Genomic DNA, 23,642 nt, shown 5'->3' with positions numbered 1-23,642 from the left:
GCCAGGGTGGCGTGCAGTCCGGGGCGTGTTTACTCGTCGAACATGCCCGGTGTGTACCAGCTTTCAAGTCCGGCCTGGATGGCAGCCGCGGCGTCTTCCGGCGTCTCGGTGCCGGCCAGAACGTTGGAGGCATGCAGCCAGTTGTCGTTCTCAAGGTTCGGCGTGCCGCGCGACAGGATCGCGTAAGTCGGGCGGATCGTCGATTCGCAGTTTTCGCGCCAGGAAACGAATTCGTTGGCGAGTTCGTTCTCGATGGTCACAGGATCGCTCGAAAGACCGAAGAACCCTGGCAAGGCGTTGGCATAGAGGCTGGCAAACTCGGCCGATGCAACCCAGTTGAGGAACGTGCGGGCTTCCTCGGGGTGGTCGGTCGATGCATTCATGCCAATACCGATATCGTTGTGATCGGAGATATAGCAGGTGTCACCTTCAGCAGGCACCGGCGGCGGGAATGCGCCAAGCGCGAAATCGGCTTGTTCTTCAAACAGCGCGATTTCCCACGACCCGGCGGGGAAGATGGCGGCACGGCCAAGCGTGAACAGGTTCTGGCTGTCAGGATAGGTTTGCGCAAGATAGCCGTCGCCAGCATATTCGCCCCACCGCGACAGAACGCTGAGCGGCTTTGTCCATTCTTCGTCGGTGAATTTTGCGTCGCCCGAAATCAGGGCAAGGCGACCCTCTTCGCCGGCCCAGTATGCCGGGCCGATATTGTGGTAACCCATTGAAGCCGATTCCCACTGATCCACTGCGCCGATGGCGAGCGGAATATAGGTCCCGTCTTCCTTGATGGCGTCGAGAACGGCGAAGAATTCTTCTTCGGTCGTCGGCTCTTCAAGCCCGAGTTCGGCAAACGCGTCGGCGTTGTAGATAAAGCCGTGGATCACCGAAGCCATCGGTACGCAGAACGGTGTCGAGCCGTCATCGGTATTCCAGGCGGATTTGGCAACGTCCGAGAAGTTCGAGATGCCTTCGAGGTCATCGAGCGGGGCCAGATAACCGGCTTCGAACAGGGCCAGCGACGCATCGAACGGACGGCAGGTGATCAGATCACCGGCCGAACCAGCGTCGAGCTTGGCGTTCAGCGCTGCGTTGTATTCGGTGGGCGCTGTCGGTGCAAAATTGATCTTGATGCCCGGATTGGCGGATTCAAAGGCCGGGATCAGGGTTTGCTGCCAGATCGTCAGATCGTCATTACGCCAGCTTTCCACTGTCAGCGTCACGTCCTGAGCCAGCAACGGTGTCGCTGTCAGGGCAACGACGAAGCCGGCACTTGTGCAAAGTAGTCTCGATTTCGAGATCATGATGGTTCCTCTTCTTTGTTAAACCCGTCCGGAATGGTTCCGGGCGGGCGTTCCCTCTTGTCGCGCAAGGCGTTATTGGCGACCCAGAAAGGTCAGGGCCTTGCGTACGACACCGCCCGATTGCGCAAGCAAGTCTTGCGCCTCGGACAGATTTTGTGCGCCAGCGGCCAGAAGGATCGCGGGCTTTACTTGGTTGTGGGCAGTGTTCATGGCCTGCGCCGCAAGTTCGGGCCCCACCCCGACGATGCGGGCAACGATGCCGGTGGCTCTTAGGACCAGTTTATCGTTATCGGCAGTGACGTTGACCATGAGATTGTCGTGGACATGCCCCATGCGAACCCCGATTAGGGTCGAGAGCATGTTGAGCGTGGCTTTTTGTGCGGTCCCCGCTGCCAGGCGCGTCGAACCCGAGATGACCTCGGCCCCGCTCGCCAGCAGGATCGCAACATCGGCAAGTTCAAGCAGTGGCGCACCGCCATTGCCGGCAATGCCAACAGTTTTGGCGCCTGCGGCCTTGGCCGTCTTCAGCGCGGCGACAGTATAGCGGGTGGTCCCGCTTGCCGAGACGCAGACAACGCAGTCATTGGCGGTTGGGGCCAGCGCTGCGAGATCGGATTTGCCTTGGTCGGCGTCATCCTCGGGCCCGCCAAGCAGTTCTTCGGTCATCGCCAGTCCGCCAGCCATCACGATGACGATGCGGTCACGGGCGATGCCGTAAGTTTGCGGGATTTCCAGTGCATCGCCCAGCGCGATCAGTCCGGGACTTCCAGCTCCGACATAGATAAGGCGTCCGCCCGATTGCAGCGCCGCAACGCCAAGCGCGGCGGCTCTGGCAATCTCGGAAATGGCTGTGTCGATGGCACCAAGGCCGCGCTTTTGGCCTGCGAGCAGTGCCGAAAGAATAGCGTTGTCGTCCCACGCATCCAGCCCGGCAAAACGCGGATCGGCATGTTCGGTTGGGACAAGCGCGCTCACGGCTTCGGCCTCCGCGCAAGCGACCCGATCAGCATGTTGCCCCTGCGTTCCATGCACAATCCTCCTGTTGCCTCGATAGTGCCAAAAAAATACCACTTGTCCAGTGGGGTGTCGCGAAATTGTCGTTCATGGCCCATTTTAGGCCCAAAATCGCGGCAAAACGCCCCCTTTTTCCACTTTTTACGGATTTTGCGATCTGCCAGCTTGGCCAATGGTCTATTATTGGTATTATGCTGGTCAATGTGGGTGCCCGGCGTCTCGCCGGCTGAGGAGCGATCCGATGAGTGCCACCATCGAGGACATATTTCGGCAAACTGCCGGGGCGCGAAGCGGCGGTCCGTTGTATATGCGCCTGCGCCGATCCATCGAGGATGCAGTCAAGTCGGGCCTCATCAATCCCGGCGATGCGCTGCCTTCGGAACGCGACATCGCTGCCACTGCCGAAATATCCCGCGTCACAGTGCGCAAAGCCGTGCAGCATCTTGTGGCTGATGGTATTTTGATTCAACGTCACGGCTCAGGAACTTTTGTTGCCGCCACTGTTCGGCGGGTTGAGCAGTCGCTTTCCAGCCTCACCTCTTTCACGGAGGATATGGCGCGGCGCGGCATGATCTTGAGTTCCCAATGGCTTGATCGCGGGCTTTACGACCCTTCCAATGAGGAAACCGTAATTCTCGGTCTGGGTGCCGGCGAAAAGGTGGCCCGCGTGGCCCGCTTGCGTGTCGCCGACGGCAATCCGCTCGCCATCGAGCGCGCGTCGATTGCCGCATCGGTGCTGCCTGACCCCAACTCAATTGCCCATTCGCTTTACGCAAAGCTCGATGAAACCGGCAATCGCCCGGTCCGTGCCATTCAGCGCATAGCGGCGCTCAACCTGGGCAAACAGGATGCCGATCTGCTCGAGGTCGCGCCCGGCGCCGCCAGCTTGCGTATCGAGCGAACCTCTTACCTTTCGTCCGGTCGGATCGTTGAATTCACCCGCTCGATTTATCGTGGCGACGCCTATGATTTCGTCGCCGAATTGCGCCTGCAGAACTAAAAAAGGACCATCGCTGGTATGACCCAAACCCATATGAAGCGCGAAATCGCCGAAATCCCCGCTGCCGTCGCCCGATTGCTCGGAGAGGGACGTCCGGCGCTCGACGCAGCCGCCAAGGCGCTCGCCGATGCCGATCCGCGCCTCATCGTCACCATCGCACGCGGATCGTCCGACCACGCTGCAACCTTCTTCAAATATGCATGCGAGCTTTCGACAGGGGTTGCCGTCGCCTCGGTGGGGCCGTCCATAGCTTCGATTTATGGCGTCGATCTCAAGCTCGATCGCGCTGCCGCCATCGGCATCTCCCAGTCGGGCAAAAGCCCCGATATCGTCGCCATGCTCCAGAGTGCCCGGCGCTCGGGCGCCACATCGATCGCCATCACCAACACCCATGGCTCCCCGCTCGCTGAAGCGGCGCACCACGTCGTCGACATCTGCGCGGGCACCGAACAATCGGTTGCCGCCACCAAGACATTCGTCACCTCGGCCGTGGCCGGTCTGGCGCTGGTTGCCGGCTGGACGGGCGACAAGGCCCTTCTGTCCGCACTCGATACTTTGCCGCAATCCCTCGAAAAGGCACTGGCCTGTGACTGGTCGCCACTTGTTGAAGCGACTGCCGATGCCAATTCGCTCTACGTGCTGGGGCGCGGCCCCGGCGCCGCCATCGCTCATGAAGCTGCGCTCAAATTTAAAGAAACCTCCGGTCTTCATGCCGAGGCCTATTCCACCGCTGAAGTGCTCCACGGCCCGGCTGCAATCGTTCAGAAGGGCTTTCCGGTGCTTGCTCTGAGCGCTGATGACAAGGCCCGCGGGTCCATTCTGGAAACGTGTTCACGGCTCCAGGGGCAGGGCGGTTCGGTCTTTGTCACCGACCCCGAACCCGGCACGGGCATCGCGCTGCCCGTCGCGCGCACCGGTCATCCGCTGACCGATCCGATTGCTCTGGTCATTTCGTTCTATGGCTTTATCGAAGCGCTGGCTCGCCATCGTGGTTTCAATCCCGACGAGCCCCCGCACCTGCGCAAGGTGACATCCACGCTATGACAATGCTTTCCATTTCGGCGCCCAAAATCTTCGACGGCACCGCCTGGCACGAGGGGCAGGCGGTTCTGATCGAGAATGGCCGCGTCAAATCGCTTGTCCGTATCGACGATGTTCCGGCCGAAGCGAGGCGGATCGACCTTGACCACGGCATGCTTGCGCCGGGCTTTGTCGATCTTCAGGTCAACGGCGCCGGCGGCGTGCTGTTCAACGAGGATCGGAGCGTCGAGGGCTTGCGCAAGCTCTGTGCCGCCAATTTCCAGTTCGGCACCACCGCGCTGCTGCCGACCCTGGTCACCGATACCCGTGAGGTCACCCGCTCCGCGCTCGATGCCGGCGTTGCCGCACACAAACAGAAGGTGCCCGGTTTTGCCGGTCTCCATATCGAGGGGCCGCATTTGTCGGTGGCGCGCAAGGGCGCCCACAATCCCGGTTTTATCCGCCCCATGGATGAAGCCGATCTGACGGCCCTCGCTGAAGCTGGGCAGGCCATGCCTGCCCTGTTGACCACTGTTGCCATCGAATCCGTCGGGCCCGATCAGATCGCAAGGCTGGTGCAGGCGGGCGTGACGGTGTCGCTCGGTCATTCCGATACAGGTATTGCTGGCGCTGTGACGGGCTTCGGGGCCGGGGCGTCGATGGTCACCCATTTGTTCAACGCCATGAGTCAGCTTGGCAATCGCGAGCCCGGACTTGTCGGTGCGGCTCTGGCCAATGGTGTATGGGCCGGACTCATTGCGGATGGCATCCATGTCGACCCTGCCACCATCGCCATCGCCCTGCGCGCCAAGACCGGTCCGGGCAAGATCTTCCTTGTCACCGACGCCATGTCGCCCATGGGCACCGACATGACCGGTTTTGCGCTCAATGGGCGTGAAATCGTCAGGGCGGATGGCGCGTTGCGGCTTGCCGATGGTACACTGGCCGGGGCCGATCTTACCATGATCGATGCTGTGACCTATATGCACAGGACCATCGGGCTTGATCTCGATGAGGTGCTGCGCATGGCTTCGCTCTACCCCGCTCAGGCAGTCGGTCTGGCCGACACGATGGGCCATCTGGGTGCAGGAGCGGCAGCCTCACTCGTTCACCTCTCGGACACGCTTGATGTCTCAGGCGTCTGGGTCGAGGGCGAAAAGGCTTTCGGGTAAAAGCCGAGTGGGGTCTAGTCCGCTCTAGCTGGCTTTTTCCAGCAGATCGACTTCCCCCACTGCGTCGGCCAGCGTCGTGCGATCGAGCACGGCGCGGGTGGCGTCAGTCACCTTGGCAAACACGTGCCGGATTTCGCAATCGTCCTCACTGCGGCAGTCGATACATCGCCGGTAGGCGATTTTCGACAGACAGGGCAGGGGCGCAATCGGACCGTCAATGATCCGCAGCACCTCGCCAAAGCTGATCTCTCCGGGCGTTTTTAGCAACAGATAGCCACCGGCCTTGCCGCGCTTGGACATCACAACGCCGCTGCGCTTGAGTTCGAGCAGAATCTGTTCGAGGAATTTTTTCGGAATGTCCTGCCCTGTGGCAATTTCCGAGATCATCAGGCTTTCACCATGGCCGGCACGTGTAAGCGCCACAAGGGCGCGAAGGGCGTAGCGGGCTTTTTGCGATATCATCGACACGAGAGGCAGGCACTCCTCACAAAAAAGGCAATTATGTCATAATTGGCCTTGCCCTCCGGCGCAACCTCTTGACCTTTGTCTTGCAACATAACCCAATGTTGCAAGATGTCAGGGAGGCTGGGAATGGCGCAGGCGACAGGAATAGGCGGCGTGTTCTTCCGCGCCAGCGACACCGAAGCGCTGGCCCGATGGTACGAGGCTCATCTGGGCGTCCCCGGTTTCTGGGAGCAGGAGACAGGCATGACTGTCTTTGCGCCCTTCCAGCGCGAAACCGACTATTTCCCCCACGACAAGCAATGGATGATCAATTTCCGCGTCGATGATCTCTCGACCTTAATGGCAGACCTCACTGCGGCGGGCATCACAGTGGAAACCCGCGCGGAATGGGATACGCCCGAAACCGGCCGTTTTGCCCGCATCCATGACCCCGAAGGCAATCCCATCGAGCTTTGGGAGCCTCCCGCCAGATAAGTTCGGGCTAAGGCGCGCGTTCGGCATCAATCCGTCTTATCTCGGTGTCAATTTGGCGGGCCGCCATATGGTTGATCCATCCGACAAACAAGCCTAGCCCCGCCGAAGCGACCAGAAGCCCCAGCGAGAGCGCCGGATTGGCTTCGGGCCGGAAGAAATCGGCGCCATAGATCAAGATCAGGCCCGGCGCAAACGGCAGCAGATACCAGCTCCATATCGCCTTCAGTGCGTCGCGCTGACGGACCAGTTCTCCCCGCATTGCATCAAGCGTGGTCTCTTGGCCACTTGCAGCCCTTGGTTGTCCGGTGCGTGCGTGGAGCTGCCATGCCACCACTGCCGCACCAACCGCCAGCGCTATCATGCCCCCCAAAGCAATGCCTTCGGCACCATCTGAAATGCCCGCGGCAATTGTGATGGCCGAAACGATGACGCAAACGACGATAACGGCACCGGCGGCGATATATTCAAGCATATTGCGCTTGCGCACTCTGGCGTCCAGCGCTGCAGCGCTTCGTGCAAGGACCTCTGGCGTGAATTCTTGAACTGACGTGTCCTGCTCAGTCCACAAATCGTGCAGGCGCGTCGGCTCGGTTCCGTTGGGGTGGGGGCTCATGGCGTGTCTCCCGTTTCAAATCGTGCAGACAAGGCAGCCTTGATGCGATGGATTCGGGTAGCCACACTGCCCGGCGACAGGCCGGTCACCTCGCCGATGGCTGCGGCGTCCACATCTTCGAGATAGAGCAGCATCACCTGACGATCGAGCGGCTCGAGTGCATGGATGAACCCATAAAGGCGCTTCAATTTCAGAGCCTTGTCGGTCTGGACTTCCGGCCCCGCCTGATCGCTGGCCAGCTCGACATCCTCGATTGGGACAAGCGGGGCATGGCGTTTCTGGCGGGTGGCCGATTGCACATGCTTGGCGCCTGTATTGTGCGCGACACGCCAGACCCAGGTGGACAGCTCGGCCTCACGGCGAAAACGCTCTAAGCTCCGCCACAGCGCCACATGCATCTCCTGTTCGAGATCGCGCGCCAATTCCCCGTCAGCCTCGTATCCGCGCGCCAGTCGCGCCAGGGCGGGGCCGAAACGGTGCACCGCCATGCTGTACAATTGATCTCTGTCCAAGCGCTGCGCCGGTATCACCGCAAATCCAATACAGTTTTTGTTTTCAAGGGCCTGCTCGTTTAGTCCTCATTCGTGCCAGATTCTTACAGCCCTTTTTGAAATCGTGAGGCGAAACGCGGCCGCATACACCGAATTGCGGGCTGTTCAGCAATCGCGCACAAAAATTTTTTTGCCGATTTTTTGATCATATCGTACTGGGCAGTACGCTGGAATAGCCCGGAATTGGGCAGTTTTTTGACCACGTAGTCAAATAAGGACAGTATATCTGACGTAAACGTCCGCCACATACCCATTGCGCGATCAAACAAAAGACGCTTTGTTGCGGCTTCGGCGCGCAACGCTTGGGGCTTAACTCCCACGCGTTGCTGGCCCCAAGTCGCAGGGAGGGATCATCATGCAAAAAAAGATAATCCCTGCACATCGATCAACAGGAAGAGCTTAATCGTCTGACCGTGCCGTTTCGACATATTCGACCCTCAAGTCAGTATCTCGTTGCGGCCGAACAGGCGCGGGTGCTTTCTGGATGATGGCTTCCGCCATCGGCGTCTGGCAAAAGGCGCCGGTGGCGGGTAATTTCAAGGGGATAAACTCGATATGCGAAACACGCTTGCCGGTATTTCGGCTGCTCTTTTTGCTTCCACAATGTTCATTGGTGCGGCCAACGCTGAAACGTTGCGCTGGGCCCGTCAGTCCGATGCGCTCACGCTCGATCCGCACTCGCAGAACCAGGGCGTGACCCACACCTTCAACCACCACATCTACGAGACACTGCTCGACCGCGATGTGGAAGGCACGCTTCAGCCGCGCCTTGCGACCGATTGGTATGTCAAGGAAGGCGACGAAACCGTCTGGGTGTTCGAGCTGCGTGAAGGTGTGACCTTCCATGGCGGCGAAGAGTTTACAGCAGAAGACGTCGTGTTCTCGATCGACCGCGCCAAATCCGACAACTCCAACATGCGTCAGCTTCATGCCGACGTGGAGAGCGTGACCGCCGTTGACGACTACACTGTCGAATTCCAGATGGCTGGTCCAAGCCCGCTCTATCCCAACAACATCACCAACACGTTCATGATGGACAAAGGCTGGTCGGAAGAAAACGACCTCCAGGAAGTCCAGGATTTCGCGGCTGGCGAAGAAAACTTCGCTGTTCGCAACACCAATGGCACGGGCCCTTACATCCTTGCCGAACGTGATCCCGATGTGCGCTCGGTTCTCAACGTCAATGAAAACTGGTGGGGTGATGCGCCCGCCGTCACCGAAATCATCTACACTCCGATTTCGGACAACGCGACCCGCGTCGCTGCGCTGCTTTCAGGTGAAGTCGATCTGGTCCAGGACGTGCCTGTCCAGGATATCGAGCGCCTTGCCAGCACCGATGGCATCAAGGTCGAAACCGGCCCTGAGAACCGTACGATCTATTTCGGTTACGCCATGGATGACGAGCCGCTGATCAGCTCCAACGTCACTGACGAAAACCCCTTCGCAAACCCGCTGGTGCGTGAAGCCATGTCGCTGGTCATTGACCGCGATGCCATTCGTCAGGTCGTGATGCGCGGCCAGTCGCTGCCCACTTGCGTAAATGCGCCCCCGTTCGTGAACGGCTGGACCGAAGAGCTCGATGCCTGTCCCGCAGTTGATATCGACCGCGCCACCGAGCTGATGGCCGAAGCCGGCTATGCCGATGGCTTTTCGGTTACGCTCGACACGCCCAATGACCGCTACGTCAACGACGAAGCGATCTCCCAGGCTGTCGTGGGCATGCTCGGCCAGATCGGTATCGATGTGACCTTGGCTTCGCGGCCAGTGGCTCAGCATTCGCCGCTGATCCTGACCAATGAAACCGATTTCTATCTCCTCGGTTGGGGCGTTCCGACCTTTGACTCGGCCTACATCTTCAACGATCTGGTTCACTCCAAGGGCGAAGAGTACGGCACCTACAATATCGGTCTCTATTCCAACCCGGAAGTCGACGAGATGATCGTCTCGCTCGGCACCATGACCGATCTTGAAGCCCGTAATGGCGTAATGGCCGACATCTGGGCTCAGGTTCAGGAAGACCGCGTCTTCATCCCGGTCCACAACCAGGTTCTGGCCTACGCAATGCGCGACGACCTGACCCTCGCCGTGCATCCGGAAAACCAGCCGTCCATGACAGGTATCGTCTTCGAGTAAGATTTTCATCCTGACAGCGCGCCGCGCCACACTTTTGGTCTTCAAATTTGTGGCGCGGCGTTTCGTTTATCTCGACAAGATCGCCAGCCTATGGCCGCGATTGTCGTCGGCGAATTTTCCGATACAGTAAAACGCAATGCACATAGGTTCGGGGTATCCCGTGCTGAAGCGCACTAGCGTTTACGGAGACCACATCGATGCTGGCCTTCATCTTCAAGCGACTTGGGCAATCCGTACTGGTGATGCTTGCTGTCGCTCTGATCTCTTTCATCATGTTCCGCTATGTCGGCGACCCTGTCGCGTCCATGGTGTCCCAGGAAGCCTCGATCACCGATCAGGAAGTCCTGCGCGAACGTCTCGGGCTCAATGACCCGTTCTACGAACAGTTCTTCCGGTTCATCGTCAACGCGCTGCAGGGAAATTTCGGTATCTCGTACCGTCTTCAGACCCCGGTTGCCGATCTTATCATGTCGCGTTTGCCAGCGACCATTGAACTGGCGCTGACCTCGGCCACCATTGCACTCGTGTTCGGCATCCTGGCTGGCGTGTTTACTGCGCTGAACCGCAAGAATCCGGGCGCCGCTGCCATCATGGCATTCTCGCTTATCGGGGTGTCGCTACCGACATTCCTCATCGGTATCGGGTTGATCTACATCTTTGCCGTAGAGCTGCAATGGCTGCCCAGTTTTGGGCGGGGCGAAGTGATTGATCTTGGCTGGTGGCGTACAGGGTTTTTCACTGAAACCGGGCTGCGTTCGATTATCTTGCCGGCCATCACGCTTTCGCTGTTTCAGATGACGCTGATCATGCGTCTTGTACGCGCCGAAATGCTTGAAGTGCTGCGCCAGGATTACATCAAGTTCGCAAGGGCTCGCGGGCTTTCGAAGCGCGCCATCAATTTCTCCCATGCGCTGAAAAACACCATGGTCCCCGTGATCACCATCGCGGGCCTGCAATTGGGCTCGATCATCACGGGCGCGCTGATCACCGAGACCGTGTTCCAATGGCCCGGTATCGGCTCGCTGTTTCTGTCGTCGGTCGCTGTCGTCGACGTGCCGGTCATGGCGGCCTATCTGATTTTTGTCGGCTTTGTCTTCGTTGTCGTCAATCTCATCGTCGACATTCTCTATTACGTCGTTGATCCGCGTTTGCGGGTCGGCGCGGCAAAGGGGCACTGAACATGAACGACATCACCCCTTTGGCCCCCAAGAGCCGGATGGCCCGCATCATCGATTCCGATGTGTTTTATTCCTACCGCACCTCGCCGGTCGCCATCGTATCCTCGATCGTTGCAGCCGTTCTGATCCTTGCCGCGATTTTTGCGCCCTGGATCGCGCCATACGACCCGTTTAATCCGCGCACCCTCAACCTCATGAACGGGTTTACCCCGCCCATGAGCGAGAGTTTTTCCGGCAGCTTCTTCCTGCTTGGGTCCGACCATCAGGGGCGCGACGTGTTCTCGGCCATTCTCTATGGCAGTCGCGTTTCGCTTATGGTGGGGTTGTCTGCAATCCTGTTCGCCATGGTCCTCGGCGTCACGCTTGGCCTGATTGCAGGATATCGCGGCGGGCTGACCGATACCATCATCATGCGGATCGCCGACATTCAGCTCTCGTTTCCTTCGATTCTGATCGCGCTTTTGATCTTCGGCATCGCGCGCGGCATTATTCCGCCCAACCAGCGTGAGTCCATGGCCATCTTTGTGCTGATCTTTTCCATCGGGCTTTCAGACTGGGCGCAGTTCGCCAGAACCGTGCGTGGCACGACAATGGTCGAGCGGCAAAAGGACTATGTCTCTGCGGCCAGGATCATTGGGGTCAAACCGGTGTTCATCCTGATCCGCCATATCCTGCCTAACGTTTTGGGACCGGTTCTGGTTATCGGTACCATCGGGTTGGCGCTCGCCATCATTGCCGAAGCCACGCTCTCGTTCCTCGGCGTCGGCGTTCCGCCCACCCAGCCTTCGCTGGGCACACTGATCCGCATCGGCCAGCAGTTCCTGTTTTCCGGTGAATGGTGGATCCTGTTTTTCCCTGCCATCACGCTTGTGCTTCTTGCCCTGTCGGTCAACCTGTTGGGTGACTGGCTGCGTGACGCCCTAAATCCAAGGCTGCGCTGATGAGCGAACCTGTTCTTTCCGTCAAAGACCTTTCAGTCGTCTTTCACTTGCGTCGCGGCGATTTCAAAGCCGTCAATTCCATCTCGTTCGACATCATGCCTGGTGAGGTTCTGGGGGTGGTCGGCGAGTCGGGCGCCGGTAAATCGATGACCGGCACCGCCATCATGGGTCTCATTGATCCTCCGGGAGAGATTTCTTCGGCATCGATCACCCTGAGCGGGGACCGGATCGATGGCTTGGACGAGGAAAGCCTGCGCAAGATCCGTGGGCGCCGCATCGGTATGGTTATGCAGGATCCGCTAACCTCGCTCAATCCGTTGTTCACTGTTGGTGAACAGCTTATCGAAACGATCCGGCGCCATTTGCCGCTCAGCCAGGATGAAGCGCGTGACCGTGCGATTGCCCTTCTGGCCGATGCAGGTATTCCCGATCCCGCAAGCCGCATCGATTCCTATCCGCATCAGTTTTCCGGCGGCATGCGTCAGCGCGTGGTGATTTCGCTCGCGCTGGCGGCCGAACCTGAACTGGTGATTGCCGATGAGCCGACATCGGCACTCGACGTCTCGGTTCAGGCCCAGATCATCAAGGTTCTCAAGCGCCTTTGCGCCGAGCGTGGCGTCGCCGTAATGCTCATCACCCATGATATGGGCGTCATCGCTGAAGCTGCCGACCGCATGATCGTCATGAACAAGGGCGAGATCGTTGAAACCGGCTCGGTGGGCGATATCATCAATCGGCCCAAAGAGCCCTATACGGTCAAACTGATCGAGGCCATTCCCTCGATCAAGGCACAGAATCCGCGTTTCGCGGCGGCCGTCGCCAAGGGCGACAGCTTCGCTTCGGAGAAAACCGACCAGCCGCTCGTTGTCGTTGACAGGCTCAACAAGGAGTTCGACCTGTCCGGCTCCTTTCTGTCCCGGCTCACCGGTCGCAACCGCAAGATCGTCAAGGCCGTCACAGATGTGTCCTTCACCATCCAGCGCGGGCAGACCTATGGTCTCGTCGGAGAATCGGGGTCGGGAAAATCCACCTGCGCGCGCATGATGGTCGGCCTCTTGCCCCCCACCTCGGGCACTGTGTCGCTTGAGGGTACTGATATCTGGTCAAAGGGTGCCGCTGCAAAACGGCGCTCGAAGATTCAGATGATCTTTCAGGATCCCTATGCCAGCCTCAATCCGCGCTGGCGGGTCGGGGAGATCATCGCCGAACCAATGCGCGCACTTGGCATCGCCCGAAAGCCCGGTGAAATTGCCGAGCGCGTTGCCGATCTGCTCGAGCGCGTGCGGCTCGACCCAATCTCGATGCGCAAATATCCCCACGAGTTCTCGGGTGGCCAGCGCCAGCGTATCGCCATCGCCCGTGCGCTTTCCAGCCAGCCTGAGTTTATCATCTGCGACGAGCCCACATCGGCTCTGGACGTCTCGGTTCAGGCACAGGTACTCGAACTGATGAGCCGGTTGCAGGAAGAGTTTGGCCTTACCTATCTGCTCATCAGCCACAACCTCGCCGTTGTACGCCAGATGGCCGACGCTGTTGGCGTCCTGCACAATGGCCATCTCGTCGAAAGCGGGCCGGTTGAAGAGATCTTTGGCGCGCCCAAGGCCGATTATACCCGCATGCTGCTCGACGCTGTGCCCGATATTTCCAAAGTCGCCTGATCAGGTTGCGGGGAGGGCGATTTCGCCCAAAACCCACCACAATTAGAGCGCCCCATCGGCTGCACGCCGGGGGGCGTTTTTTGGTGCGCGAACATTTGGATATTTCAACCGCAGTGTCGCGACCGGATAGAGTAATTGGGGACCCATCATGCAATCTGTTTCGCGCATCATTGCTGCGCTTTTGGTCGCAATCGGGCTGGCGCTGGCCGGTTGGTTAGGCGGGCAGGCGCTCGTCGAATCCCGTCAGCCGATCCGCACAGTCACGGTCAAGGGCCTCTCCGAGCGTAACGTCACCGCCGATCTCGCCTATTGGCCCATCAAGTTCGTTGCCACCGGCCCCACCCTCGAAGACGCTCGCGCCCAGCTTGAAACCTCCGATGCCGCCGTGCGCTCGTTCCTCACCGATCGCGGATTTGAAGACGGGGCTATGCAGGTCAACAACATCTTGGTCGAGGATCGCCTCGCCGGCTACAACGCGGGCAGCACCCCAGACGAGGCGCGCTTCGTCTTGACCGAGGAGTTCATGGTCACCTCAAACGATGTGGAAGCCATCGCCGCCGCCTCGCGCGACATCGGCGATCTGTTGCGCGCCGGGGTGGTGTTTTCCTCAGACAGCTACAATGCCGGCCCGTCTTACGTCTTTACGGCACTGACCGACCTGAAAACCGACATGCTGGCTGAAGCCACTCAACGCGCCCGCGAAGCCGCCCAGCAGTTTGCCGATGAAGCTGGCGCGCAAGTGGGCACCATCCAGACAGCCAATCAGGGTGTCTTTGAAATCCTCGCTGCCGTCGAAATCCCCGATCAGCGCAGCGAAAAGCAGATGGACAAGAAGGTCAGGGTCGTAACGACGATCACCTATTTCCTTGAGTGATCGCGGGCCGTCCCACATAGCACATACGCATGACGATCGCCGGTGGCGCGGTTCGCGCCGTCAGTCAAAATCAGGCAGCTGCGCAAACCCTGCATTCGCCTCGTATTTCCATGGTCGTGCGCTTGACCACGAACCCCTCCTGGTCCGCCCAGCCGTTCAGCCGCTCGCGCACAACATCGTCGGAAAACTCCGAGACCTGCCCGCACTTCTCGCAGATCGCAAAGGCGATAAGTCCTGACTCATGGCAATGAGGGTGGGCGCAGGCAACGAAAGCGTTCATCGACTCCAGCCGATGCGCCAGCCCCATATCGAGGAGCTTTTCAAGCGCCCGGTAGATCTGAAGCGGCGCCCGAAGCCCGTCATCGCGCAACTGATCCAAAATCGCATAGGCGCTCATCGGCGTTTCGGCTTTTTCCAGCCGATCGAGCACCAGGGATTGATTACGGGTAAGATCGGAATGCGCACTCATCTTAAGCGGCTCCCTTGTTGCCAAGCGGGACGATGGAGGTAATAGCGAAAACGCAGAGCGCCGCAACCACGATCGAAGGTCCGGATGGCGTATCGAAATGCAGCGATGCCCACAAGCCTGCAAGAACGGCGGCAATTCCGCCAATGCTGGCATAAATTGCCATCTGCTCGGGCGTGTTGGCCAGCCGCCGCGCTGCCGTTGCCGGAATAATCAGCATTGCGGTGATCAGCAAGACGCCAAGGATTTTCATCGAAATGGCGATCAGCCCCGCCAGCAATACCATGAAAATCAGCCGCGAGCGTTCTGGGTTCAGCCCTTCGGCCTGCGCGATGTCCTCGGACACGGTGCCCGCCAGCATTGGTCGCCAGAGCCATGCCAATACCCCGAGAACCACGATGCCCCCGCCATAGATCAGGACCAGATCGTTCACCGAGACCGCCAGGATGTCGCCGAACAGCAGTCCCATCAGGTCGATCCGCACATTAGGCATCAGCGAGACCATCACCAGCCCCAGCGCCAGGGCCGAATGGCTCAATAGCCCAAGCAGGGAATCTGCAGATAGCGTAGCCCGGCGTTGCAGCAGCGCCAGGATCAAGGCCACCAAGACAGCGATTGCAAACACCCCGGCCACCGGGGAAAACGAAAAGAACAGCGCCAGCGCCACGCCCAGAATGGCCGAATGAGCCATAGTATCGCCGAAATATGCCATTCGCCGCCACACGATGAAACTTCCCAGCGGACCGGTCACCGCTGCCAGTCCCACACCGGCAATCAGTGCGCGCGTGAAAAAGCTCTCAAGCATGGGTGCGTCCCTCTTTATGGTCATGGTCGCAATGAGGGCCGTGGGCGTGATGGTCGAAATGGAGCTGCCCCGCAGCATCGCGCACTGTGCCGTCGGGCAGATGCGCGTGGTCGTGCTCATGGCGATAGATCGCCAGCGTTTCCGCAGCCCGTGGGCCGAACAGCGCTGCATATTCCCCGCTCGCGGCCACGCTATCGGGCGTCCCCTGGCAGCACACATGCCCATTAAGGCAGATCACCGTGTCGGTGCGCGCCATCACCACGTGCAGATCATGGGAAATCAGAATGACCCCGCAACCCGTCTCGTCGCGAATGCGCCCGATCAGATCGTAAAGCGCAACCTCTCCGGAAAAATCCACCCCTTGTACGGGCTCATCGAGCACCAGAAGATCAGGACGCCCGATCACGGCGCGGGCAATCAGGGCGCGTTGGAATTCGCCGCCTGAAAGCGAATGCACCTGCGCGCGCGCAAGGTGGGAAATGCCGACAAGCTCCAGCGTCGCAGCAATCTCTGCCCGTGTTGGGCGCCCCACAAGGCTCATCAATCGCGCAACGGTCATGGGCAGCGAACGGTCTATGGCGATCTTTTGCGGCACATAACCGATGGAGAGGTTCTTGGCCCGCCATACACTGCCCTCATCGGGCTTGATGATGCCCAGTGCTGTTTTGACCGTCGTTGATTTCCCCGAGCCGTTCGGCCCGATCAGGGTGACGATTTCGCCGCGCGCAATCGCCATGTCCACCCCGCGCACCAGCCATCGGCCGTCGCGCTTGACCCCCACGCCCTCGACCCTGACAATAGTGTCGCGCGTATCGGGACGGTTCTGCGCTGAAAAATTTTTCATGCCCAATCCTGAGAGATGTGCATTGACTTCAGTTGCAATGTTATAGCATTACATTGACGTGTAATGTCATAACATAATCGTCTGGAGCCCTCCCGACAATGCCCAATAAAGCTTTTGCTCTTCTCGCTCCCGTCGCCGTCGCATTGTTCGCCGCCAGCCCAGCCCTGGCCGCGCCAAATGTTGTCGCCACAATCAAGCCGCTGCATTCCTTGGTCGCTGGAGTCATGGATGGGGTCGGTACGCCTGAGCTCTTGATCGAGGGCGCGGCCAGCCCGCACGGCTTTTCCCTGCGTCCGTCCGATGCGGGAAAGCTCGAAGGCGCCGATCTGGTGTTCTGGATCGGCGAAGACCTCGAAACCTTCCTCGATGGTCCGCTCGAGACGCTATCGGCCAACGCCACCAAGGTCGAGATGATGGATATCGAGGGCATGACGATTCTTGAACTTCGCGAGGGTGGTCTCTTCGAGGCTCACAGTCACGAAGAACACGCCCATGAAGAAGATCACGACGATCATGGCCATGAGCATGAAGACGACAACGAGGGTCACAATCATGAGCATGGCGATGCCCATATCTGGCTCGATCCCGACAATGCCCGCCTTATGGTTGCAGCTATAGCCGATGCGCTGATAACTGCTGATCCTGAGAACGCGCAAACCTACAATACCAATGGTCAAGCCATCGTCGCCCGTCTCGATGCACTGCAAGACGAAGTTGATGCGCGCATCGCCCCCGCCCGTGGCAAACCATATTTTGTCTTCCACGACGCCTATCACGCTTTCGAACAGAGCTTTGACATCGAGGCTGCGGGCTCATTCACGGTCAATCCCGAAATCGCTCCAGGGGCGGGGCGGTTGACCGAGATCCGTTCGGTTGTGGAACAGCAAGGCGCGGCATGTCTGTTTGCCGAGCCTCAATTTTCGCCCCAAGTCATCCAGACCATCGCCGAAGGGACCGGCGCACGCATTGGAACGCTTGATCCGCTTGGTGCAGATATCGCCGATGGCCCCGAACTCTATTTCACGCTGATCGAAACAATGGCCAGCAACCTTATCGATTGCCTCGCCGACTGAACCGGTTTGCCTGCCGGCATTGGTTGATGGGCAAGGGGACGGGCAGCCAGTGTGCAGCCCGTCCCACCCTCGGCGTCACGGTGTTCTCAACGCATCATTGCGCGCCCGAGTATAACCCAATATGTAATGTTATAACATTTAGTGGAGATTGTAATGAAGCTTAATGGCCCCCTTTTGAGTGCCGCCCTTCTGGCCGGCATCGTCCTGCCAGATGCAGCACTTGCCGATGAGGTCTCGATCTGGCGCGCTTTCGTGTCCGACCAGGCGCAAGGCAGTGTCAGCGTCATAGATCTCGATGGCGGCAAGGTCACCGACACCTTCACACTACAAGGTCCGGCCAGCCTGTACGCCACCTCCGGCGGCAAGCACGTCTTCGCTGTTCAGGCCGAAGCCAATATCGTGCAGGCAATCGATACTGGCATTGCTGTCGACGATCACGGTGACCATGGTGATATCGAAATCGGCGACCCCGCGCTGCTCGACGTTGCGGTTGAAGGCGAATATCCCGTCCATTTCGTTGAACATCACGGCCAGATCGCCCTGTTCTTCGATCAGGAGGGCGCCGCCAGGATCGTCCAAGAATCCCGCTTCGGCACAGACGCGCCGCGCCGCGTTGCGGCCGGTGAGCCGCATCATGGCGTTGCAGTAGCGTATGGGGATCATGTGCTCATCACCGAGCCTGACCCTGAAGATCCTTCAAATCTGCCTGTCGGTATCAATATTTTGGACGCCAACGACCAAAAACTTGGCGACACGTACGAATGTCCCGGTCTTCATGGAGAGGCAAGCTCAGCCAATCTGCTCGCCATCGCCTGCGATACCGGCCTGCTGCTGGTCACAGATAGCGCGAACGGCCCCCAGATATCCCATTTGGCTTATGGCGAGGATCTTCCCGAAGGCAAAAGCTCGACCCTGATCGGCGGCGTCGGTATTCAATACTTTCTGGGCAATTTCGGTGCTGATCGGGTTGTCCTGATCGACCCAAATGCGCCGGCTTTCCGTCTTGTCGATCTGCCTGCGCGCCGCGTGCATTTCGCCGTGGATCCGGTGCGGCCCCAGTTTGCTTACATCTTCACTGAAGATGGCAATCTGCATCGCCTGAACATCCTTTCGGGCGAACTTGGCACAAAACTTTCGCTCACTGCGCCCTATTCGATGGACGGCCATTGGTCCGACCCGCGTCCCCGCATCGCTGTGGCTGGAAACGAAATTCTCGTGACCGATCCCAACGCTTCTTTGATCCACCGGATCGACGCCGTCGCCTTCGAGCCGACCGGCACCGTCGCGGTGCAAGGCGTGCCCATGAACATTGTCGCAGTGGGTGGCTCGGGCACAGTTCACTGAATCTGAGCGGGGCCGCTCTGCGCGGCCCCGCGGTCTTCATCGCACAAGGTCACAACTCATGGACACCCGTCTCCCCGTCACCGTGCTTTCGGGCTTTCTGGGCGCTGGCAAGACTACGCTGCTCAATCATGTTCTCGCCAATCGCGAGGGCCGCAAGGTCGCCGTCATCGTCAACGATATGAGCGAGGTCAATATCGATGCGTCCCTTGTGCGCGAGGGTGGCGCCAATCTTTCGCGTACCGACGAACAGCTTGTCGAAATGACCAATGGCTGCATTTGCTGTACGCTGCGCGATGACTTGCTTGTTGAAGTGCGCAAGCTGGCCGAAGAGGGGCGTTTCGATTACCTTTTGATCGAATCCACGGGTATATCCGAGCCGCTTCCGGTCGCCACAACCTTCGCGTTTCGCGACGAGGAGGAGCGTAGCCTGTCCGATTTCGCTCGGCTCGACACAATGGTCACAGTCGTCGACGCGGCCAATCTTCTCACCCATTACGCCTCCCGCGACAGGCTCGCCGAGCATGGCGAAAGCCTTGGCGACGCCGATCAGCGCGATGCCGCCCGCAAGATCATCCGTTCGCTCAACGCCGAGGCTGAGATTGTCGAGACCGATTTCGGCAAGGCGCCGCTCGAAAAGATCATGGGCACCGGGCGGTTTGATTTCGATCACGCCCAGACACACCCGCTCTGGTTTCGCGAGTTGAGCGGCTTTGCCGACCATGTGCCCGAAACCGAGGAATATGGCATCCGCTCGTTTGTCTATCGCGCCAAACGCCCCTTCGTGCCTGAGCCTTTCCAGCGCTTTGTCAATTCGGCCTGGCCTGGCGTCGTACGTGCCAAGGGGTTTTTCTGGCTTGCCACCCGGCCCGATCATGTGGGCGAACTCAGCCACGCGGGCGCTCTTGTCCGGACCGAAAAACGCGGCCTGTGGTGGGCCTCCGTGCCAAAAAACCGCTGGCCCGATGATCCCGATTGGCAGCGCGCAATGGCGCCCTATCTCGATCCGGTCTGGGGTGACCGCCGGCAGGAAATCGTCTTTATCGGTTGCGATCCCATGGACGAAACCGCTCTGCGCCGCGCGCTGGACGGGTGTCTCGTTCCTGCCCATCGGTTCAACCCGAACGCCTGGGCCCATCTGGCCGATCCGTTTCCAAACTGGTCCTGATCCCGTTCGACAATCAGAAATGGCCGGGCAGCGCAAACGGTTGCCCGGCCACACGATCAATCGCTCAAACGCAGAAGGGCGTTTTCAAAGGGCTGGCCCTCATCGTCGATTGGCCGGCGTGAAACCTCCTCAAACCCCAGCACAGTGTAAAACTGCATGGCCTGGTGGTTGGCCGTATAGACTTCAAGGCTAAGCGTGCGCTTTTCGCCAATCGCCTTTGCGATCAGCCGCCGGCCAATGCCGTGCCCTTGCCTGTCTGGGGCGACAAATATTCCCCCGACAAAAGTGTCGATCAGACTGATGAAGCCGACGGGCTCTTCGTTAAGACACGCCACCCAGGTCTGGGCATTGGGCAGGTACTCTGTTTCGATAAGCGCGCGTTGCTGCAACAGCCGGTCTTCGCCGATGAAACCATGGGCGCGCAAACTGGCATCGAGCCATATGCCCGACAGTTTTTCAGTGTCCGTTGCCGGTTCATAGGCACGGATGGTCACGTTCTGAGTCTGCATGAGAACTCCGCAGAATTTGGATATGCTAAGAGGTCCGGCACATCGATGTGCCGGGCGATGCCGCTAAAAGCGGTTCAAATCGGAGCCTCTGCGCATAAATCTCCTTCTGCTGACAACCATCCATATGACCCTGCGGGCCACGGGGTCAAGGGCGCAACATCCTTATCCCGGCGGGGTCGAGCAATCGCTAGATCTCGCCTCTGATGGTCGGTCGCACCTTCTCGTCATAAAATGCCTTGAGCTTTTCATGCACGGAATCGGGCAGTTCGGGCAGATCGCCGGCTTCGGCATTGACCCCGATCTGGTCGGGGCGCGAGACCCCGGCAATGATCGTGGAAACCGCCTTGTGGTCCAGGATCCAGCGCAGCGCGAAAAGGCTCATCCTCTGGCCTTCGGGCACGTAACCACGCAACTCATCGGCCAGCTCCACGCCGGTCTCGAACGGTATCCCGCCAAACGTTTCTCCCACCGAGAACGCCTGACCCTCGCGGTTGTAGCTGCGATGGTCGGTGGGTGAGAATTCTGTGTCACGGGTATATTTACCCGACAGCAATCCTGAAGCCAGCGGCAGGCGCACGATCACCCCGACATCGCGGTCCATGGCTTTGTCGAGCAGGCTTTCGGCGGCGTCCTGACGGAAAATGTTGAAAATGATCTGCAGCGTCGCGAGCCCAGCTTGCTCAAGGCAGATTTCTGCCTCCGCAACCGTTTCCACGCTGGCGCCCCAATTCTTGATCAGCCCTTCGGCTTTGATCTCGTCCATCCACGCAAAGATTTCGCCAGCCTCGAGCACGTCGCGTGGAACGCAATGGAGTTGGGCAAGATCTATGCTGTCCACGCACAAGCGTTTGGCCGATTCCTCAAGGCTCTCGCGCACACCGCCCTTTGTATATTTGTCGGGATAGAGCGCTGCGGCCCGGCCCACCTTGGTGGCCACCACCAACCCGTCGGGCTTGCCATAGAACGTGCCGATTCTGTGCTCGGACAGTCCACTGCCATAGACGTCCGCCGTGTCCCAGAAGTTGACCCCAAGCCGCGCGGCATTGGCAAGAATTGTCGATGCGTCGGTGTCCTCGATCGGGCCGAAATCGCCGCCCAGCTGCCAGGTGCCCAATCCGATCTCGGACACCAGAAAATCGGTCTTTCCCAATCGCCGCGTTCTCATGTTGGCCTGCCTCTTTGTTGTCTGGTTCTCTTCGGTGATAAGCGAGCGCGCGCCGCGATGCAATTGACGCGGAGACACTCGGCGTGGCACATCTAAAACCGTGTTGGTTCCCCTTTCGTTGCAAGAGTCGAAACGGGAAGTAAAAGGGAACACGGTGCGGACGACCCAAAAGGGGCCAATCCCGTGGCTGCCCCCGCAACTGTAAGTCGCGATGGATCCTGTTCAAATCCACTGGCCCTGGGGCTGGGAAGGCAAACAGGCACCGATGGCGCGCTTTGGGCAAGGATGGATCATCCCTGCCAGTAATCGAGCGCAATGGCCTGAAAGCGATGAGCCAGGAGACCTGCCAGCACACAGGACCGACCCGTCCCGGGATTCGGATTTGCGCATTTGCACACGGAGGGTGTTGCTGTGACGACCAGAATTTTTCCTGCGGCCCGCCCGCGATCCGTCTTTTTCGGTTTGTTCCGTGCCCGTTAGGGCATGAGCCGGACCGGCATAGGACATGTTAAGGCATAAGCCCCCCCTGCGCCCTTGGTGCCGACGCTGCCTGCGCGGCGCTCTTTTCCGCATAAACAGTTTTTCATTCGTCCCCTGGAGGACCCTATGACCTCGAAAATCCCAACGACTGTCATCACTGGCTTTCTCGGCGCCGGCAAGACGACGCTTGTGCGTCATCTGTTGGCTCACGCCAAAGGCAAACGCATAGCGCTCATCATCAACGAATTCGGCGATATCGGTGTCGACAAGGACGTGTTGGCCGGCTGTGGCGATGAAACCTGCCGCGAAGAGGATATGATCGAGCTGGCCAATGGCTGCATCTGCTGCACAGTTGCCGATGATTTCATCCCCACGATGAAACAGCTCCTCGCGCGCCCTGACCGCCCCGATCATATCGTTATCGAAACCTCCGGCCTCGCTCTGCCCCAGCCCCTGATCCGCGCGTTTAACTGGCCCGAGATCAAGGCTGAAGTCACAATCGATGGCGTGGTCACTGTGGCCGACGCCGCCGCCCTCGCCGAAGGCCGCTTTGCATCCAACGAAGAAGCCGTCGACGCCCAGCGCCGCCTCGACGAAATGCTCGACCACGAAACCCCGCTGGGCGAATTGTTCGAGGACCAAATGGTCGCCGCCGACATGATCGTGCTCAACAAGACTGACCTTGTCGACCCTGCGGCCCTCGACGCCGTTGAAGCAGAGCTCAAAAAGCACATGCGCAAGGGCACCCAGATCGTGCGCGCCGCCAACGGCCATGTCGATACAATGGCGCTGCTCGGCTTGGGGATGTCCACCGAGGACAATCTGGAAGGTCGCGAAAGCCACCACGAGCTCGAACACGATGGCGAGGGCCACGAGCACGACGATTTCGATTCCTTTTCGATCACGCTGCCCTCCGGCCCCGGTCGCGACCAGCTCCTTGCCGCCATCACAGATACCATCGCCACCCATGACGTGCTGCGGTTGAAGGGCTTCGCCGCCATCCCCGGCGCCCGCGCCCGCCTCGCCATCCAGGCCGTCGGCCCCCGCGTCAACGCCTATTTCGACAGGGATTGGGCCGAGGGTGAAGATAAGGTGACCCGGCTCGTGGTGATCGGCGAAAGCCCTCTGGCCCGCGAGGCCATCGAGGCAAGCCTGCAAAAGATTGCCGAGGCGGCAGCATGAGCGAAATCGTCCGCGATGCGCATGGCAACCAGCTCAACGACGGGGATGCAGTCACCGTCGTTAAGGATCTCAAGGTCAAAGGCAGCTCCGTCGTGGTCAAGCGCGGTACGCTGGTCAAGGGAATACGGCTCACCGGCAATCCCGAAGAAATCGAAGCCAGCATTCCCAAGGTCAAGGGTCTGGTGCTGCGAACAGAATTTCTCAAGAGGGCCTGA

At 59.5% G+C, this 23,642-nt stretch carries 24 protein-coding genes and 1 riboswitch; of the genes, 14 read left to right on the top strand and 10 right to left on the bottom strand.

Translation table 11 applies throughout. The annotated features are described in order from the left end of the window. Nucleotides 1-29 precede the first annotated feature (29 nt). Together ACN0TA_RS14325 and ACN0TA_RS14320 are read right to left on the bottom strand one after the other, a co-directional pair. Nucleotides 30-1,301 carry an ABC transporter substrate-binding protein gene (locus ACN0TA_RS14325; protein ID WP_417584103.1) on the bottom strand — a complete coding sequence of 424 codons (1,272 nt, stop codon included), beginning with the start codon at nt 1,299-1,301 and terminating at the stop codon, nt 30-32. A 72-nt stretch (nt 1,302-1,373) separates the two neighbouring features. Beyond that, on the bottom strand, nt 1,374-2,276 hold the full coding sequence (locus ACN0TA_RS14320) for an N-acetylmuramic acid 6-phosphate etherase (RefSeq protein ID WP_417584101.1): 903 nt from the start codon (nt 2,274-2,276) through the stop codon (nt 1,374-1,376). Nucleotides 2,277-2,556: 280 nt separating this feature from the next. On the opposite strand from ACN0TA_RS14320, the gene ACN0TA_RS14315 reads away from it, so the two are divergent. The 3 genes from ACN0TA_RS14315 to nagA are packed head-to-tail and all read left to right on the top strand — an operon-like array spanning nt 2,557 to nt 5,507. Next, nucleotides 2,557-3,315: a GntR family transcriptional regulator gene (locus tag ACN0TA_RS14315; RefSeq protein ID WP_417584099.1), complete on the top strand. Its 759-nt coding sequence runs from the start codon at nt 2,557-2,559 to the stop codon at nt 3,313-3,315. 18 nt (nt 3,316-3,333) lie between these two features. After that, nucleotides 3,334-4,359: an SIS domain-containing protein gene (locus ACN0TA_RS14310; protein WP_417584097.1), complete on the top strand. Its 1,026-nt coding sequence runs from the start codon at nt 3,334-3,336 to the stop codon at nt 4,357-4,359. Then, complete coding sequence (gene nagA / locus ACN0TA_RS14305; RefSeq protein WP_417584095.1) at nt 4,356-5,507, top strand: N-acetylglucosamine-6-phosphate deacetylase; 1,152 nt, start codon at nt 4,356-4,358, stop codon at nt 5,505-5,507. Before ACN0TA_RS14310 ends, nagA begins: the two co-directional genes overlap by 4 nt. A 24-nt stretch (nt 5,508-5,531) precedes the next feature. Here nagA and ACN0TA_RS14300 read toward each other — a convergent pair whose 3' ends face one another. Beyond that, nucleotides 5,532-5,969 carry an RrF2 family transcriptional regulator gene (locus ACN0TA_RS14300; protein ID WP_417584169.1) on the bottom strand — a complete coding sequence of 146 codons (438 nt, stop codon included), beginning with the start codon at nt 5,967-5,969 and terminating at the stop codon, nt 5,532-5,534. A gap of 129 nt (nt 5,970-6,098) precedes the next feature. On the opposite strand from ACN0TA_RS14300, the gene ACN0TA_RS14295 reads away from it, so the two are divergent. After that, nucleotides 6,099-6,446, top strand: a complete 348-nt coding sequence (locus ACN0TA_RS14295) for a VOC family protein (RefSeq protein WP_417584093.1) — start codon at nt 6,099-6,101, stop codon at nt 6,444-6,446. 7 nt (nt 6,447-6,453) lie between these two features. Here ACN0TA_RS14295 and ACN0TA_RS14290 read toward each other — a convergent pair whose 3' ends face one another. Further along, the gene (locus tag ACN0TA_RS14290) at nt 6,454-7,059 is read right to left on the bottom strand and encodes a hypothetical protein (protein ID WP_417584091.1); all 606 of its coding nucleotides are present in this window, start codon (nt 7,057-7,059) and stop codon (nt 6,454-6,456) included. Then, nucleotides 7,056-7,547 carry an RNA polymerase sigma factor gene (locus ACN0TA_RS14285; protein ID WP_417584089.1) on the bottom strand — a complete coding sequence of 164 codons (492 nt, stop codon included), beginning with the start codon at nt 7,545-7,547 and terminating at the stop codon, nt 7,056-7,058. The genes ACN0TA_RS14290 and ACN0TA_RS14285 overlap by 4 nt, the downstream gene beginning before the upstream one ends. A gap of 618 nt (nt 7,548-8,165) precedes the next feature. Between ACN0TA_RS14285 and ACN0TA_RS14280 the strand changes: the two genes are divergently transcribed. The 5 genes from ACN0TA_RS14280 to ACN0TA_RS14260 all read left to right on the top strand — a co-directional run bounded on the left by ACN0TA_RS14280 (nt 8,166) and on the right by ACN0TA_RS14260 (nt 14,394). Continuing rightward, a complete protein-coding gene (locus ACN0TA_RS14280) occupies nt 8,166-9,743 on the top strand; it encodes an ABC transporter substrate-binding protein (protein ID WP_417584087.1) in 1,578 nt (525 codons plus the stop codon). A 197-nt stretch (nt 9,744-9,940) separates the two neighbouring features. Beyond that, nucleotides 9,941-10,921, top strand: a complete 981-nt coding sequence (locus tag ACN0TA_RS14275) for an ABC transporter permease (protein WP_417584085.1) — start codon at nt 9,941-9,943, stop codon at nt 10,919-10,921. A gap of 2 nt (nt 10,922-10,923) precedes the next feature. After that, complete coding sequence (locus tag ACN0TA_RS14270; RefSeq protein ID WP_417584083.1) at nt 10,924-11,862, top strand: ABC transporter permease; 939 nt, start codon at nt 10,924-10,926, stop codon at nt 11,860-11,862. After that, nucleotides 11,862-13,520, top strand: a complete 1,659-nt coding sequence (locus ACN0TA_RS14265; protein ID WP_417584081.1) for an ABC transporter ATP-binding protein — start codon at nt 11,862-11,864, stop codon at nt 13,518-13,520. Before ACN0TA_RS14270 ends, ACN0TA_RS14265 begins: the two co-directional genes overlap by 1 nt. A 148-nt stretch (nt 13,521-13,668) precedes the next feature. Next, nucleotides 13,669-14,394: an SIMPL domain-containing protein gene (locus tag ACN0TA_RS14260; RefSeq protein WP_417584079.1), complete on the top strand. Its 726-nt coding sequence runs from the start codon at nt 13,669-13,671 to the stop codon at nt 14,392-14,394. Between the two features lie 70 nt (nt 14,395-14,464). Here ACN0TA_RS14260 and ACN0TA_RS14255 read toward each other — a convergent pair whose 3' ends face one another. From ACN0TA_RS14255 to ACN0TA_RS14245, 3 genes are read right to left on the bottom strand one after another with little or no spacing between them, the layout of a single operon-like run. Continuing rightward, nucleotides 14,465-14,863 carry a Fur family transcriptional regulator gene (locus tag ACN0TA_RS14255; protein ID WP_417584077.1) on the bottom strand — a complete coding sequence of 133 codons (399 nt, stop codon included), beginning with the start codon at nt 14,861-14,863 and terminating at the stop codon, nt 14,465-14,467. 1 nt (nt 14,864) lies between these two features. Continuing rightward, on the bottom strand, nt 14,865-15,665 hold the full coding sequence (locus ACN0TA_RS14250) for a metal ABC transporter permease (protein WP_417584075.1): 801 nt from the start codon (nt 15,663-15,665) through the stop codon (nt 14,865-14,867). Next, complete coding sequence (locus ACN0TA_RS14245; protein ID WP_417584073.1) at nt 15,658-16,509, bottom strand: ATP-binding cassette domain-containing protein; 852 nt, start codon at nt 16,507-16,509, stop codon at nt 15,658-15,660. The genes ACN0TA_RS14250 and ACN0TA_RS14245 overlap by 8 nt, the downstream gene beginning before the upstream one ends. Nucleotides 16,510-16,607: 98 nt before the next feature. Here ACN0TA_RS14245 and znuA point away from each other — a divergent pair, with 98 nt between their 5' ends. The 3 genes from znuA (at nt 16,608) to ACN0TA_RS14230 (ending at nt 20,091) form a co-directional block, all read left to right on the top strand. Further along, entirely contained in the window at nt 16,608-17,582 is a 975-nt protein-coding gene (znuA, locus tag ACN0TA_RS14240) for a zinc ABC transporter substrate-binding protein ZnuA (protein ID WP_417584071.1), read from the top strand. A 153-nt stretch (nt 17,583-17,735) separates the two neighbouring features. Next, complete coding sequence (gene aztD, locus ACN0TA_RS14235; RefSeq protein ID WP_417584069.1) at nt 17,736-18,926, top strand: zinc metallochaperone AztD; 1,191 nt, start codon at nt 17,736-17,738, stop codon at nt 18,924-18,926. Nucleotides 18,927-18,984: 58 nt separating this feature from the next. After that, nucleotides 18,985-20,091, top strand: coding sequence for a GTP-binding protein (locus ACN0TA_RS14230; RefSeq protein ID WP_417584067.1), 1,107 nt, complete (start codon nt 18,985-18,987; stop codon nt 20,089-20,091). A gap of 56 nt (nt 20,092-20,147) precedes the next feature. Here the strand turns inward: ACN0TA_RS14230 and ACN0TA_RS14225 are convergent, their stop codons facing one another. Both ACN0TA_RS14225 and ACN0TA_RS14220 read right to left on the bottom strand, forming a co-directional pair. After that, the gene (locus ACN0TA_RS14225) at nt 20,148-20,600 is read right to left on the bottom strand and encodes a GNAT family N-acetyltransferase (protein WP_417584065.1); all 453 of its coding nucleotides are present in this window, start codon (nt 20,598-20,600) and stop codon (nt 20,148-20,150) included. 187 nt (nt 20,601-20,787) lie between these two features. Beyond that, nucleotides 20,788-21,765, bottom strand: coding sequence for an aldo/keto reductase (locus tag ACN0TA_RS14220; protein ID WP_417584063.1), 978 nt, complete (start codon nt 21,763-21,765; stop codon nt 20,788-20,790). 87 nt (nt 21,766-21,852) lie between these two features. Then, nucleotides 21,853-22,131: riboswitch (cobalamin riboswitch) on the top strand. Between the two features lie 240 nt (nt 22,132-22,371). On the opposite strand from ACN0TA_RS14220, the gene cobW reads away from it, so the two are divergent. Together cobW and ACN0TA_RS14210 are read left to right on the top strand one after the other, a co-directional pair. After that, nucleotides 22,372-23,427 (top strand): cobalamin biosynthesis protein CobW, encoded by a 1,056-nt coding sequence (gene cobW, locus ACN0TA_RS14215; RefSeq protein WP_417584061.1) that lies wholly within the window; start codon nt 22,372-22,374, stop codon nt 23,425-23,427. After that, nucleotides 23,424-23,642, top strand: coding sequence for an alkylphosphonate utilization protein (locus ACN0TA_RS14210; RefSeq protein ID WP_417584059.1), 219 nt, complete (start codon nt 23,424-23,426; stop codon nt 23,640-23,642). Before cobW ends, ACN0TA_RS14210 begins: the two co-directional genes overlap by 4 nt.

It is taken from the genome of Pelagibacterium sp., from assembly GCF_048264985.1.
Taxonomy (GTDB): domain Bacteria; phylum Pseudomonadota; class Alphaproteobacteria; order Rhizobiales; family Devosiaceae; genus Pelagibacterium.
This window is presented reverse-complemented; position numbering and strand designations above follow the sequence as displayed.

Bases quoted from the DNA above. Each gene is read 5' to 3' on its own strand.
- ACN0TA_RS14290 (WP_417584091.1), bottom strand. From the start codon at position 7,059: ATGAGCCCCCACCCCAACGGAACCGAGCCGACGCGCCTGCACGATTTG.
- ACN0TA_RS14210 (WP_417584059.1), top strand. From the start codon at position 23,424: ATGAGCGAAATCGTCCGCGATGCGCATGGCAACCAGCTCAACGACGGG.
- ACN0TA_RS14315 (WP_417584099.1), top strand. From the start codon at position 2,557: ATGAGTGCCACCATCGAGGACATATTTCGGCAAACTGCCGGGGCGCGA.
- ACN0TA_RS14300 (WP_417584169.1), bottom strand. From the start codon at position 5,969: ATGATATCGCAAAAAGCCCGCTACGCCCTTCGCGCCCTTGTGGCGCTT.
- cobW (WP_417584061.1), top strand. From the start codon at position 22,372: ATGACCTCGAAAATCCCAACGACTGTCATCACTGGCTTTCTCGGCGCC.
- ACN0TA_RS14255 (WP_417584077.1), bottom strand. From the start codon at position 14,863: ATGAGTGCGCATTCCGATCTTACCCGTAATCAATCCCTGGTGCTCGAT.
- ACN0TA_RS14245 (WP_417584073.1), bottom strand. From the start codon at position 16,509: ATGAAAAATTTTTCAGCGCAGAACCGTCCCGATACGCGCGACACTATT.
- nagA (WP_417584095.1), top strand. From the start codon at position 4,356: ATGACAATGCTTTCCATTTCGGCGCCCAAAATCTTCGACGGCACCGCC.
- ACN0TA_RS14310 (WP_417584097.1), top strand. From the start codon at position 3,334: ATGACCCAAACCCATATGAAGCGCGAAATCGCCGAAATCCCCGCTGCC.
- ACN0TA_RS14230 (WP_417584067.1), top strand. From the start codon at position 18,985: ATGGACACCCGTCTCCCCGTCACCGTGCTTTCGGGCTTTCTGGGCGCT.
- ACN0TA_RS14275 (WP_417584085.1), top strand. From the start codon at position 9,941: ATGCTGGCCTTCATCTTCAAGCGACTTGGGCAATCCGTACTGGTGATG.
- ACN0TA_RS14295 (WP_417584093.1), top strand. From the start codon at position 6,099: ATGGCGCAGGCGACAGGAATAGGCGGCGTGTTCTTCCGCGCCAGCGAC.
- ACN0TA_RS14270 (WP_417584083.1), top strand. From the start codon at position 10,924: ATGAACGACATCACCCCTTTGGCCCCCAAGAGCCGGATGGCCCGCATC.
- ACN0TA_RS14260 (WP_417584079.1), top strand. From the start codon at position 13,669: ATGCAATCTGTTTCGCGCATCATTGCTGCGCTTTTGGTCGCAATCGGG.
- ACN0TA_RS14280 (WP_417584087.1), top strand. From the start codon at position 8,166: ATGCGAAACACGCTTGCCGGTATTTCGGCTGCTCTTTTTGCTTCCACA.
- ACN0TA_RS14220 (WP_417584063.1), bottom strand. From the start codon at position 21,765: ATGAGAACGCGGCGATTGGGAAAGACCGATTTTCTGGTGTCCGAGATC.
- ACN0TA_RS14325 (WP_417584103.1), bottom strand. From the start codon at position 1,301: ATGATCTCGAAATCGAGACTACTTTGCACAAGTGCCGGCTTCGTCGTT.
- ACN0TA_RS14285 (WP_417584089.1), bottom strand. From the start codon at position 7,547: ATGGCGGTGCACCGTTTCGGCCCCGCCCTGGCGCGACTGGCGCGCGGA.
- ACN0TA_RS14265 (WP_417584081.1), top strand. From the start codon at position 11,862: ATGAGCGAACCTGTTCTTTCCGTCAAAGACCTTTCAGTCGTCTTTCAC.
- ACN0TA_RS14250 (WP_417584075.1), bottom strand. From the start codon at position 15,665: ATGCTTGAGAGCTTTTTCACGCGCGCACTGATTGCCGGTGTGGGACTG.
- znuA (WP_417584071.1), top strand. From the start codon at position 16,608: ATGCCCAATAAAGCTTTTGCTCTTCTCGCTCCCGTCGCCGTCGCATTG.
- aztD (WP_417584069.1), top strand. From the start codon at position 17,736: ATGAAGCTTAATGGCCCCCTTTTGAGTGCCGCCCTTCTGGCCGGCATC.
- ACN0TA_RS14225 (WP_417584065.1), bottom strand. From the start codon at position 20,600: ATGCAGACTCAGAACGTGACCATCCGTGCCTATGAACCGGCAACGGAC.